13 protein-coding genes are annotated in these 13007 nt (G+C 50.4%); 3 read left to right on the top strand and 10 right to left on the bottom strand.

Going from position 1 to position 13007, the window contains the following annotated elements; translation table 11 throughout:
• Positions 1-97 precede the first annotated feature (97 nt).
• On the bottom strand, positions 98-763 hold the full coding sequence (locus QUE65_RS06705; RefSeq protein WP_286280221.1) for an RlmE family RNA methyltransferase: 666 nt from the start codon (positions 761-763) through the stop codon (positions 98-100).
• Positions 764-818: 55 nt separating this feature from the next.
• On the opposite strand from QUE65_RS06705, the gene QUE65_RS06710 reads away from it, so the two are divergent.
• Positions 819-1274 carry a YhbY family RNA-binding protein gene (locus QUE65_RS06710; protein WP_286280223.1) on the top strand — a complete coding sequence of 152 codons (456 nt, stop codon included), beginning with the start codon at positions 819-821 and terminating at the stop codon, positions 1272-1274.
• Here the strand turns inward: QUE65_RS06710 and QUE65_RS06715 are convergent.
• The 9 genes from QUE65_RS06715 to gloB form a co-directional block, all read right to left on the bottom strand.
• Positions 1242-1742 carry a DUF4149 domain-containing protein gene (locus tag QUE65_RS06715; RefSeq protein WP_286280225.1) on the bottom strand — a complete coding sequence of 167 codons (501 nt, stop codon included), beginning with the start codon at positions 1740-1742 and terminating at the stop codon, positions 1242-1244. The two genes, QUE65_RS06710 and QUE65_RS06715, sit on opposite strands and share 33 nt — an antisense overlap.
• 8 nt (positions 1743-1750) lie before the next feature.
• Positions 1751-2077, bottom strand: a complete 327-nt coding sequence (locus tag QUE65_RS06720) for a type II toxin-antitoxin system PemK/MazF family toxin (protein ID WP_286280229.1) — start codon at positions 2075-2077, stop codon at positions 1751-1753.
• Positions 2077-2295: an AbrB/MazE/SpoVT family DNA-binding domain-containing protein gene (locus tag QUE65_RS06725; RefSeq protein ID WP_286280230.1), complete on the bottom strand. Its 219-nt coding sequence runs from the start codon at positions 2293-2295 to the stop codon at positions 2077-2079. Before QUE65_RS06725 ends, QUE65_RS06720 begins: the two co-directional genes overlap by 1 nt.
• Positions 2296-2395: 100 nt before the next feature.
• The gene (gene greA, locus QUE65_RS06730) at positions 2396-2878 is read right to left on the bottom strand and encodes a transcription elongation factor GreA (protein WP_215369105.1); all 483 of its coding nucleotides are present in this window, start codon (positions 2876-2878) and stop codon (positions 2396-2398) included.
• Positions 2879-2916: 38 nt separating this feature from the next.
• On the bottom strand, positions 2917-6165 hold the full coding sequence (gene carB / locus QUE65_RS06735; RefSeq protein WP_286280233.1) for a carbamoyl-phosphate synthase large subunit: 3249 nt from the start codon (positions 6163-6165) through the stop codon (positions 2917-2919).
• Positions 6165-7343: a glutamine-hydrolyzing carbamoyl-phosphate synthase small subunit gene (gene carA, locus QUE65_RS06740; protein ID WP_286282470.1), complete on the bottom strand. Its 1179-nt coding sequence runs from the start codon at positions 7341-7343 to the stop codon at positions 6165-6167. Before carA ends, carB begins: the two co-directional genes overlap by 1 nt.
• 191 nt (positions 7344-7534) lie before the next feature.
• The gene (locus QUE65_RS06745) at positions 7535-9412 is read right to left on the bottom strand and encodes a propionate--CoA ligase (RefSeq protein ID WP_286280234.1); all 1878 of its coding nucleotides are present in this window, start codon (positions 9410-9412) and stop codon (positions 7535-7537) included.
• Positions 9413-9452: 40 nt separating this feature from the next.
• Complete coding sequence (locus QUE65_RS06750) at positions 9453-10850, bottom strand: transglycosylase SLT domain-containing protein (RefSeq protein ID WP_353506660.1); 1398 nt, start codon at positions 10848-10850, stop codon at positions 9453-9455.
• A 1-nt stretch (position 10851) separates the two neighbouring features.
• A complete protein-coding gene (gloB, locus tag QUE65_RS06755) occupies positions 10852-11670 on the bottom strand; it encodes a hydroxyacylglutathione hydrolase (protein WP_286280235.1) in 819 nt (272 codons plus the stop codon).
• Between the two features lie 32 nt (positions 11671-11702).
• Here gloB and QUE65_RS06760 point away from each other — a divergent pair, with 32 nt between their 5' ends.
• Both QUE65_RS06760 and rnhA read left to right on the top strand, forming a co-directional pair.
• Complete coding sequence (locus tag QUE65_RS06760; protein ID WP_286280237.1) at positions 11703-12503, top strand: class I SAM-dependent methyltransferase; 801 nt, start codon at positions 11703-11705, stop codon at positions 12501-12503.
• A gap of 7 nt (positions 12504-12510) precedes the next feature.
• A complete protein-coding gene (gene rnhA, locus QUE65_RS06765; protein WP_215369163.1) occupies positions 12511-12960 on the top strand; it encodes a ribonuclease HI in 450 nt (149 codons plus the stop codon).
• Positions 12961-13007: the final 47 nt, after the last annotated feature.

Here is a 13007-nt window from a genome sequence, read left to right on the forward strand (position 1 = left end):
TTGATTCTACTCCCGTTGAAATTCAAGGGTTGGAGGTCTAATTTATCCTAAAAAAGCTGGGTTTTCTATGTTTTGGGGCCAATCTGTGCGATTTGACCTACTTTAAATAGCGGCCTAGCAGAAAGGTTTCAGAGGATTTATCCCGAGAGGCCTTGGGTTTACGGGGAGAAACGGTCTTAAATACCCCCTTAAAGGCCTCAACTATTTGGCTATAGCCACTGCCATGAAAGCACTTAATCAACAACGCTCCATCGGGTTTCAGATGCTCTTTGGCAAACTCCAAGGCAAGCTCTGCGAGATTTGCCATCCGCGCTGCATCGGCCACACCGACACCAGAGAGGTTGGGTGCCATATCGGAAAGCACTAAATCGACTTTGCCGTTTGCTTCTGGTGGCAATGCCGCTTCGAGTGCTCGCAAGCCCTCCTCCTCTCGAAAGTCACCCAAAATGAAGGTGACATCGGCTACGGGTTCCATCGGCAAGAGATCAATGGCGATGATGCAACCATCGGGCTTACCAGCGGTCTCGGGTGTGGGGTTTTTGCGAAGCTGCACTAAACGATTACGAATGTATTGACTCCAGCTACCTGGGGTGCTGCCTAAATCGACCACGGTCATACCCGCCCGAATCAAATGATCCTGCTCATCGATCTCGGAGAGTTTGTAGGCCGCACGCGCACGATAGCCCTCTTTCTGCGCGAGCTTAACGTACGGATCATTGACATGATCGTGCAACCAATTTTTATTGAACTTGTTCTTTGCCACAAACAGCATTGTCCTTGTTTTCGATCACAACCCAGAAATCCTCTATGATGCAGGCATGACTGCTCTCTCACTAACTCCAACGCAACGTAAGGCCCAGCGCGCTAAAGCCCATGCCCTTAATCCCGTTGTCATGATTGGGAACGATGGTCTCACCGTAGCAGTTCGTAAAGAAATTGATCGCGCCCTATCGAGCCATGGTCTCATTAAGATCCGCGTACTCGGTGATGATCGCGATGCCCGCATTGCGATGTACGAATCCATTTGCGATGACCTGAGCGCTGCTCCGATTCAGCACATTGGCAAACTCCTCGTGGTGTGGCGACCGATGGAATCAAAACCTGAGAAATCTGTTCCCTCCAAGAAGGTGGCGCGCGCCTATCAAACTGCACGCACTAATCAACGCAGCAATGGTTCGCGAGTTGGCTTTAAAAAAGCAGCCGTGGCCAGCAGCAGCAAACCAAAGCGCCGCAAGACTCGCTTAGCGAGCCCCAAAAAAGCGGCTTTGGGTTAATCGCCAAACCAAATAAAGACCCAAGAGACTTTGCACTAAGAAAACACTGCTTGAGATACCGTGCAAGGTAGCAAACAAACTCGCAGAAGCGGAATACATCACTGGCATGCCTTGCAACAAGGCATTCTCGCGTAAGTTCTCCATCCAGGGCATCAGTACGAAGCTACCAAGCGCAGCACACACAAGCATCGCAAGTAGAATCCAACGAATCGCACGATAGGCTTGTAATCCACGACTTACCAAGAGGTTTGCTAAGACCAGCAGCGCCACACAGAGCACCAGACTTACATACGCTTCCACCTGAAAGATCGCGCCAGCCACCATACCGGCCACTTGACGATCGGTGAGGGTCGCAAACAAAGTAGGTGCAACCAAATAGCCGACGGTAATTAGACTACCAACCCAAAGGCTACTGACAAAGAAGAACAGGCGTTGCGCAATTTGGTGCGAAGTGGAATCGTGTTGCATCGTGCAAACTAAGTGACTAAGGTTGCCAGTTTAGCCAAAACATCATCGATAACTGCCGAAGACACGGTCTCAACGCGTTTTGCTTTACGCGCCACGAGGTCTAGGGTGCGAGGTTGATCGCAGCGAGCAATCCCTGTGGTTTTAGTTCCAACCAGCTCGACTGCAAACCCTGCAACCCGGGCAAACTGTCCGCCAGTTGAAATCGGCACAACAATTGGGGTCTTGGTTAGTTGATTAAACGGTGCTGGTGACACGACCAATACAGGTCGATACCCTTTTTGCTCATGACCAGCCGTTGGATCAAGAGATACCAAATAAATATCACCTCGCTTCATTACAGAATCTCATTACCTACAGGGGAGCTATCCAGCCACTGCCGATCCTCGCTTGGCATTTTTGCTTTTGGATCGCACTGCGCTAATAAATCAGCGAGTGCATATTGAGGCTTAGTAACAGGTCGTACGACCAATTGCCCTTCCACCAGAGCGACATCAACGGTTGATCCACACGCAATCTGAAGTTCTTTAAGGAAAACCGGGGACACTGTCAGCATCACTGAACCTCCAACCCTTCTTAAATTAGTATGCATACGCCCTCCGAATAAGTTATACCAAAGTATAACAAATTCGGGGAGAGATTATATTTTTATATAACTAGATGTAACGAACCGAGAGAATCTCGACTTCTCGGGCGCCCGCAGGGGCTTGAACGGTGACCACATCGCCCTCTTCTTTACCAATTAAGGCGCGGGCAATGGGGGAGCTGATCGAGATCTTATTAGCAGCAATGTCGGCCTCATCATCACCCACAATTTGATAGCTCATTTTTTTGCCGTCATCAAGGTCTTCGAGTTCAACGGTGGCCCCAAAAACGACACGACCTTCTGCCTCAAGTAATGCAGGGTCAATAATTTGTGCGGCAGATAATTTGGTCTCGAGCTCTTTAATGCGACCTTCAATAAACGCCTGCTTCTCTTTGGCGGCATCGTACTCTGCGTTCTCCGAGAGATCGCCCTGGGCGCGCGCTTCAGCAATCGCATTGATTACTGCTGGGCGTTCCACATGCTTTAAGCGCGTGAGCTCTTCCTTCAAGAGCTCAGCACCATGCTTGGTAATCGGAATCGTGTTTGTACTCATACTGCTCAACCTTAAAATCGATCAGGCTCGATTTTAGACTAGCTAAGCGAAATATGTAAATTCTGTAAGGAATAAACCTCGAGCAAGTCCTTCGCACGCATCCCTTCCATCACCGCACGAGCTGCACTAATCGTGGTGTAGTAGGTCACACCGTTAGCCTGTGCCGTGGTTCGAATCGAGCGAGAGTCCGCAATCGCATTACGGGTTTCATCAACGGTTGTAAAGACCAAGGTGATCTCACCGTTTTTAATCATATCGACAATATGCGGACGGCCCTCTTTGACTTTATTCACCACCGATACCGGAATATTCGCTGCAGCAATGGCCGCAGCAGTACCTTTGGTAGCAACCATCGGAAAGCCCATCTCGTGCAAGAGCTTGGCCACCATAACGGCAAGTGGCTTATCACTATCTTTCACTGTTAGCACCACATTACCGCTCTTGGGCAATTTAATCCCCGCTGCTAATTGTGATTTGAATAAGGCTTCACCAAAGGTTTTACCAACACCCATCACCTCACCGGTGGAGCGCATCTCCGGACCTAAGATTGGATCAATGCCTGGGAACTTATTAAATGGGAACACCGCCTCTTTAACCGAGTAGTACGGAGGAATCACCTCCTCCATAATGCCCTGCTGATCAAGACTTTGACCGACCATGCAGCGCGCGGCAATCTTCGCTAACTGTAAGCCAGTTGCTTTTGATACATAGGGCACGGTGCGTGATGCACGAGGATTGACCTCGAGAACAAAGATGGTGTCTTTACCGTCGTTTTGCTGAATGGCAAATTGCACGTTCATTAGACCAACCACATTCAGACCCTTCGCCATCGCAGCGGTTTGACGCTTGAGCTCGGCAACGGTCTCTTTCGATAAGGAGTATGGCGGTAATGAGCACGCAGAGTCGCCTGAATGCACACCTGCTTGTTCAATATGTTCCATCACGCCACCAATAAACACGCGCTTTCCATCAGAAATGCAATCCACATCGCACTCAATCGCATCGTTTAAGAAACGATCCAACAAAACGGGTGAGTCATTGGAAACCTTCACGGCCTCGCGCATATATCGCTCGAGGTCACGGCCATCGTGCACGATCTCCATCGCCCGACCACCTAATACATAGGAAGGACGAACCACTAAGGGATAGCCAATTTCTTGCGCAAGCTTAAGAGCTTCATCCTCAGCACGCGCGGTGCGATTGGGCGGTTGACGCAATTGAAGGTCATGCAAGAGCTTCTGGAAGCGCTCCCGATCCTCAGCAGCATCAATCATGTCGGGCGAGGTGCCAATAATCGGGACACCATTGGCCTCAAGATCCAAAGCAAGCTTCAGTGGGGTCTGGCCGCCGTATTGCACAATCACGCCCTTGGGTTTCTCCTTAGCCACAATCTCGAGCACATCCTCTAAGGTGAGGGGCTCAAAATACAAGCGATCGGATGTGTCGTAGTCGGTCGACACGGTTTCTGGATTGCAGTTCACCATGATGGTCTCGTAACCATCATCGCGCATCGCAAGCGCTGCATGCACGCAGCAATAATCAAACTCAATGCCCTGGCCAATCCGGTTGGGCCCACCACCGAGCACCATGATCTTCTCGCGCTGCGTGGGCTGTGACTCGCACTCACCATGCTCGGCTTCGTAGGTGGAGTACATGTAAGCCGTATTGGTCGCAAACTCGGCTGCGCAGGTATCGACTCGCTTATACACGGGGAATACGCCATGACGATGCCGAGTTTGACGCACTGCCGTCGCATCGGTCTTTAATAATTTTGCTAAGCGTCGATCCGCAAATCCTTTTTGCTTTAAGAACCGGATCTCTGCCGCACTGAGGCTTGTCAAGGAATGCTCTTTCACCGCATTCTCAATTTCCACCAGTTCTTCAATTTGCTCCAAGAACCATGGATCAATTTTGGTCTCTTCGTAAACCTCATCAATTCCCATGCCCATACGGAAGGCATCAGCCACATACCAAATCCGATCTGGACCTGGCTCACCGATCTCAGCAATGATGTCTTCGAGGTCGGTCGATTTCTCATCGAGACCATCGACACCCACCTCAAGACCGCGCAAAGCTTTTTGGAATGACTCTTGGAAGGTCCGGCCAATCGCCATGACCTCACCAACCGATTTCATTTGGGTGGTTAAGCGTGGATCGGCTTCACGGAACTTCTCAAAGGCAAAGCGTGGGATCTTAGTCACCACATAATCGATACTGGGCTCAAACGATGCCGGCGTGGCACCACCCGTAATATCGTTTTGCAACTCATCTAAGGTATAGCCCACGGCTAATTTGGCAGCAACCTTGGCAATTGGAAAGCCTGTGGCCTTCGATGCAAGCGCGGATGAACGCGACACCCGTGGGTTCATCTCAATCACAATCATGCGCCCATCAACCGGATTAATTGAGAACTGCACGTTCGATCCACCGGTATCCACCCCAATCTCGCGCAAGACTGCGATTGAGGCATTACGCATGATTTGATACTCTTTATCGGTCAGCGTTTGTGCGGGCGCCACCGTGATCGAATCCCCGGTATGTACACCCATCGGGTCTAAGTTCTCAATCGAGCAAACAATGATGCAGTTATCGGCACGATCACGCACCACTTCCATCTCAAACTCTTTCCAGCCCAAGAGGGACTCTTCAATCAAAAGCTCTCGAGTCGGCGACAGATCCAGACCGCGTTTGCAAATCTCTTCAAACTCTTCACGGTTGTACGCAATGCCACCGCCCGATCCACCCATCGTGAAGGAAGGTCTAATCACTACCGGGAATCCTGAGCTATCCGTTTCTGCCTGAATGCGTTGCTGCACGGTAATCGCCTCTTCCATCGAGTGCGCAATCCCCGACTTGGCCGATCCCAAACCAATTTTGGTCATTGCATCTTTGAACTTCTGACGATCCTCCGCTTTATCAATCGCTTCGGGAGAGGCACCGATGAGTTCACAGTTGTATTTTTTAAGAACGCCATGGCGATGTAAATCGAGGGCGCAGTTCAGTGCGGTCTGGCCGCCCATGGTGGGCAATATGGCATCGGGCTTCTCGGTGGCAATAATGCGCTCAACGACTTCCCAAGTAATCGGCTCGATATAGGTCACATCCGCCATCTCCGGATCGGTCATGATGGTCGCAGGATTACTGTTTACCAGAATGACGCGATAGCCCTCTTCGCGTAAGGCTTTACACGCTTGTGCACCCGAATAATCAAACTCGCAAGCTTGCCCAATCACAATCGGACCGGCGCCGATGATCAAAATGCTCTGAATGTCAGTCCGCTTTGGCATCAACGCGCTCCTTGACCAGCAGCATTCATGAGGTGCATGAAGCGATCAAACAAATAGGCAATGTCATGAGGACCTGGCGAGGCTTCTGGATGCCCCTGAAAACAAAACGCTGGTTTATCTTTCCAAGCTAAGCCTTGCAAGGATCCATCAAACAAGGAGATGTGTGTGACCCGTAAATCAGCCGGTAAGGTCTTTGCGTCGACTGCAAAGCCATGGTTTTGTGACGTGATCGCGACACGACCGCTATCTAAGTCTTTCACAGGATGATTGGCGCCGTGGTGCCCAAACTTCATCTTCAAGGTCTTCGCACCGGCAGCTAAGCCCATGATCTGATGACCTAAACAAATACCAAAGGTTGGGATGTTTTTGCTAATGACGGTTTGTGCAGCACTGATCGCGTAATCACACGGCTCGGGGTCACCAGGGCCATTGGATAAAAATACGCCATCGGGTTTTAAAGCCAAGACTTCAGCCACGGGGGTCTTGGCAGGCACGACCGTGAGTGCACATCCACGCTCAGCCAACATGCGCAGAATATTACGCTTGACACCAAAGTCATAAGCGACAACTCGCTTACTTAGGTTCTTCATCACTCTAAATGCCGGTTTGCCATGCTCACCGTGCAACTGCCACTCCCCTTCTTGCCACTCATAGGGTTTTGGGGTGGTAACCACTTGCGCAAGATCAAGGCCTGCCATTCCTGAGAATGCTTTGGCTAAAGTTAAAGCGCGCTGTGCGAGGGCATCCACATCATCACCGATCTTGCCAGCCACGATTGCGCCCGATTGCGCTCCTCGATCACGCAACAGACGGGTTAGCTTACGGGTATCAATGCCAGCAATACCAGGAACTTTGGCAGCACGTAAATAATGATCAAGACTATCTTCAGCTCGGAAATTTGAAACACGTGCCGATAGGTCTTTAATGATGAGGCCCGCTGCATAGATTTTTGCTGACTCCGCATCTTGGGCATTGACACCTACATTACCGATATGCGGATAGGTTAAGGTCACTAACTGACGCGCATAACTCGGATCGGTGATGATTTCTTGATAACCGGTTAGCGCAGTATTAAATACCACCTCACCACTCGTTTCGCCAGGGGCGCCAATACTTTGACCAGAAAAAATGGAGCCATCAGCAAGTGCTAAAACGGCGGGGGGAAAGGAAGGAAGCAAGGGCGACAAACAATCTCCAATACCCTGTTGCCGTCCAACACTTTTTGCCCCAAAAGACAAACCCGAGGCGAAATTGCGGGGAGGTAAGTGTCTTTAAGCGCTAGGGCAAATTATTAGTTACTGATAGTCGTAATGATACCAGTTCTCTGCCCCTCACCCTGCCTTCACGCAAAACCGTTTACTTTGCCCGGCTACTTTCCAATCACCTGTTTGATCTGCGCTAGAACCGATTGATCTTCCATCGTGCTGATATCACCAGGATCACGTCCTTCCGCAACTGCTTGCAATGCGCGTCGCACAATTTTGCCCGAACGCGTCTTTGGTAATGCACTCACCAAATACACCCGCGCGGGTCTTGCAACCGCACCCAATTGCGAATCAACGGTCTTCATGACCTCCGCTTCCATATTAGTGGTTTTGCTTGGATCTTTTGCAATCACAAAACCAATGGCTACTTGTCCCTTAAGTTGATCTTCCACGCCAACGACTGCGACTTCAGCCACATTCGAATGACTTGAAATACTCTCTTCAATCTCACGAGTACCCAATCGGTGTCCAGCAACGTTAATCACATCATCCGTTCGACCCAAGATAAAGAAGTAACCATCCTTGTCTTTAATTGCCCAATCAAAGGTGGAATACACCATCTTGCCAGGCACGGTCTCCCAGTAGGTTTTGATAAAGCGCTGATCATCACCCCATACGGTTTGCATGCATCCGGGTGGTAATGGTCCCTCGATGGCAACCACGCCCTTTTGATCTGGACCCAACTCGGCACCCGTTGCTTCATCGAGGAGCTTCATGTTGTAACCATAGACCGGCACGCCTGGTGAGCCAAATTTATGCGGCATGACCTCAACGCCTCGTTGAATGGCTAAGATCGGCCATCCGGTCTCGGTCTGCCAATAGTTATCTACAACGGGTTTCTTCAGCGCATCATGAATCCATGAAGCCGTTGGTTCATCAAGTGGTTCGCCAGCCAAGAACAGGGTACGGAGAGTCGATAGGTTGTATTTGCTCAGAAACGCTGGGTCTTGTTTCTTGAGAACCCGGACCGCCGTAGGGGCTGAGAACATCACCGATACCTTGTACTTCTCAACCAAGCTCCACCAAATACCCGCATCGGGTCGCAGCGGCGTGCCCTCGTACATGATGGTCGCCATGCCATTAATGAGTGGCCCATAAATAATGTAGCTATGCCCTACCACCCAGCCAATATCCGAGGTGGTAAACATGGTCTCTCCCGGATTACCGCCAAAGATGAGGCGCATCGAGCTTGCCAGTGCCACCGCATAACCTCCCGTATCGCGTTGCACACCTTTGGGTTTACCAGTGGTACCCGAGGTATACAAAATATAGGATGGATGCGTTGCATCAACCCACTCGACAGGGACCTTGGTATTGAGATGTTTCTCACGCTCAGTGGCGTAATCCAAATCGCGATTGGCCACAGTGGTGAACTCAGAGAGGCCTCGGTTCACAATCAACACTTTTTCAGGTTTGGCAGTTGATAGCGTGATCGCTTCATCGAGGAGCGGCTTATAAGGGACTGCCTTACCACCGCGCATACCAGCTTCTGCAGTAATGATCATCTTCGGCTTCGCATCATCAATGCGTGAGGCCAAACTATGCGATGCAAATCCACCAAATACTACTGAATGAATGGCACCGATGCGGGTGCATGCGAGCATCGCAAAACAGGCTTGCGCAATCATCGGCATGTAAATCAGGACACGATCCCCTTTTTTTACGCCGTTGGCTTGCAAGATCGCAGCCATCCGATTGACTTCATCATGCAACTCAAGAAATGTATAGGCATGCTCTTGATTGGTTTCAGTGGAGACCGCAACCAATGCGATTTGCGATGCACGATCCTTTAAATGCCGATCAACTGCGTTATGGCAAAGATTGGTTTGTCCACCAACAAACCACTTGGCAAAAGGTGGTTTAGAGTAATCGAGGACTTGTGAAAACGGCTGATGCCAATCAACTAATTTAGCCTGCTCGGACCAAAATGCTTTTGGATCCCGAATTGAGTTCTCATGAAATGATTTGTAGCCAATACTCATCCTGCATTCCCTTCACAACAAAATAATCAATGGCTTCGAATTAAGGAGCCGTTTTTACACTGGCGTTCACTCCAGAGCCAGAATTACTTCCTGTTTTCGCTGATTTTGTGGTGTTTGTCGATGGGGATTTTTGCTGAGTGCTGGCAGTCTTGGAATTGGTGGCCTTCTTCGGGGTGGTTTTAGCATTGGCGCTCGCCTGAGATGGCTTACTGGCCTTCGGTTTGGCGGGAGCTGTTCGATCAAGCTTTAACTGACCATGGTCAGCTAGATATTGCGGAATATCCGACTCTTTTCCTGGGGGTTTCGGGATTAAAACGGTTGATCCTGCCCGAATCCGCATACCACGAGGAATATTATTCACGTCGCGAATGGTCTCAGGATTTAAAGCCAGTCGGGTTGCCAATTGTTCAGGGGTCTCGCTTTTGGTGACCTTCAATGCAGTCCACGATGACAAGGGCTTCGTATAGCTTGCTAAGTTCATCTGAAAAAGTTCAGCACGTGCAAATGGCAAAAGCATTTGCTGATCGGCAGCCGCCAAGATCACAGGTTTATTAAATGCGGGGTTGAGATTACGAAAGTCCTCTAGGGACATCTCGGCCAATTGGGCAGCAACATCCACATCAATATCACGAGTCACATCAATCGCCACAAAATACGGATGGTTCTCAAGCTCGGGCAATACGATGTTGTACACCCCCGGATTTTGCACAATATTTTTGTATGCCATTAACTTCGGCACATACTCACGGGTCTCGCGAGGCATGGTGAGGCTTTCGTAATCAGTGGGCTTGCGCAGCGCTTGATTGCGTTTAATCGCCCGAGCAACATTCCCCTCGCCCCAGTTGTATGCAGCCAGAGCCAATTGCCAATCCCCAAATTGTTTATAGAGTCGCTGTAGATAATCCAGTGCTGCATTCGTTGATTGCAATACATCGCGGCGCTCATCCCGAAATACATTCTGCGTTAACTTAAAGTCTTGACCGGTTCTCGGCATGAACTGCCAAATTCCCATCGCCTTGGCTGTTGACTTAGCCTCTGGATTGAAAGCGCTCTCAACAAACGGCAAGAGCGCGATCTCAGTGGGCATGTTGCGGCGGTTGACCTCTTCAACAATATAAAAGAGGTAGCGTGAAGAACGCGCCATTGAGCGATTCACATAGTCTGGACGATTGACAAGCCATTGGGTTTGTTTCTCAACCAAAGGGCTATCGAGCTCAGGCAACTGAAAGCCCTGACGAATCTGGGCCCACAGATCATTTGAGGGGGCCATGAGATTGCTCACCGATTGTTTACTGAGGTCTACACGTGGGGCTTTAGCAGCACGTGGATCACGCCGAGTATCAGCACTCGAGGAGGACCACTCGGGTGAGGTACTAGCACAACCACTCAAGACCAGAATGGCTGCACTTCCGATGAGAAGAAGCAAACGACGCATCATCTTAGAACCGATCCTTCCATGCCCGCACGACTGCCAAAACCTCAGCGGGGCTTTTAAGATCTTGACCAATTTGAGCGCGTGCGGCGGCAATCACCGGAGTTTGATCACATCGCATAAATGGATTGACCCGCTTCTCATGCGCAATCGTGGTGGGGAGCGTGGGTTGATTGCGTTTGCGCATGGCATCGGCCGCTTGGGACCACTCAATTAAAGCTGAATTATCTGGCTCGACCGCAAGTGCGAAACGAATATTCGATAAGGTGTACTCGTGGGTGCAGTACACCAAGGTATCGGGAGGCAAGGCCAAGAATTTTGCCAACGAACTCGACATCTGGGTAGGCGTTCCTTCAAAGAGGCGTCCACATCCTGAGGCAAAGAGCGTATCGCCACAAAATAACTTTGGGGTTTGTCCAGCGTTCGCTTCGCTACGCGCTACATAGGCAATATGGCCTAAGGTATGGCCTGGAACCTCAAGAACCTGGAGCTGGATCTTCGGCGCATCAAATGCCACGGCATCCCCCTCAAAGAGCGCGTGACTGCGTAAGGCAATATCCTCGCCAGCGGGGCCATACACCGGTACCAAGAATCCATGTTGAGTTGCCCACGCGAGGATCTCTGGTAATCCGCCGATATGGTCAGCATGGTAATGAGTGATTAGAATTCCGGTAAGGCGCAGATTCTGTTGAGTAAGGTAGTCAATTGCCGGCTTTGCTTCACCAGGGTCAACCAAAATAGCCGACTGTTGATCGTGAATGCACCAAATGTAGTTGTCGGTAAACGCAGGTATGGGCCACACTTGCAATAAGGAATTTGAAACCATGGCAACACCTTAGGACACAAGATAATCTGTCTATGATACCAACGACCCCACCGAACGTGCAGACCGATACTCCGCCTGAGAGTTCGTGGGAGACGTGGCTGCAATCGCCTCCGGGACAATACATTCTCCAATCGGAGCAAGAGCTCTTCAATCAAGCGGTTGTCGATGTATTTGGCTATTACGCCTTGCAAATTGGGTTACCGCAAATCAACACCCTCGCAGAAAATCGGATTTCTTTGAAACTGATGCTACTTCCCCATAGGATTGCGAAAGCCGATGGCGATCTGCCCTATCAACCGATTGAAGGGATTCCGGAAGAATTACCATTTGCCGATCAATCCATTGATTTAGTGGTTCTGCCCCATGTCTTGGAATTTGCCCAAGACCCGCACCAGATTCTGCGCGAGGTCGATCGCGTCTTAATGCCCGAGGGCCGTGTTGTGATCTCGGGCTTTAATCCAGCGAGCCTTTGGGGCTTGCGGCAATATGCCGGTCGCTTGATTGGTAAAAATTATTTGCCGCGTGAGGGTCAGTTCCTAAGTTTGTTGCGTGTAAAGGATTGGTTGAAGTTGCTCGACTACTCCCTCGACCGTGGTCACTTTGCGTGCTATCGCCTACCGTTGCGCAAAGAGAAAAATATGACCCGCATGGCATTCCTCGAAAAAATGGGGAATCGCTGGTGGCCAATCTTTGGCTCCGTATTTTTAATCTCGGCCATTAAGCGCCACCCGGGCACCCGTTTGGTGGGGCGAGTTCCTAAACAAGCTTTGGCGCTTCCACAACTCAACCCGGCTGCTCAGCAAACTTCCCACAAAGTTACCGAGGAGGTATAAAGAGCGTATGAGTAAACCCCACATCACGATCTATACCGATGGTGCCTGCAAAGGCAATCCTGGTCCAGGTGGCTGGGGGGTGGTATTGCGATCTGGTGAACACGAAAAACACTTGCATGGCGGCGCACCCGATACCACCAACAATCGAATGGAAATCAGTGCGGTAATCCATGCCCTCAAGGCGCTCAAGCAGCCGAGCGTCGTTGATCTCTATACCGACTCCCAATACGTCCAAAAAGGGGTCAGCGAGTGGCTCTCTGGCTGGAAAGCGCGTGGCTGGAAGACTGCTGATAAATCCCCGGTCAAGAATGTCGATCTTTGGCAAGAGCTCGATGCCCTATTACCCCAGCATGAGATTGCGTGGCATTGGGTCCGCGGCCACAATGGCCACCCCGGAAATGAACTAGCAGATCAACTCGCCAATCAAGGTGTGGAGGCCTTTTTATCCAATAACTGATGGGCGCCCCGCTTGGGCATATGAGAGAATGCTTTAACTCGATCAAT

The sequence above is a fragment of the Polynucleobacter sp. HIN8 genome, assembly GCF_030297615.1.
In the GTDB taxonomy this organism is placed as follows: domain Bacteria; phylum Pseudomonadota; class Gammaproteobacteria; order Burkholderiales; family Burkholderiaceae; genus Polynucleobacter.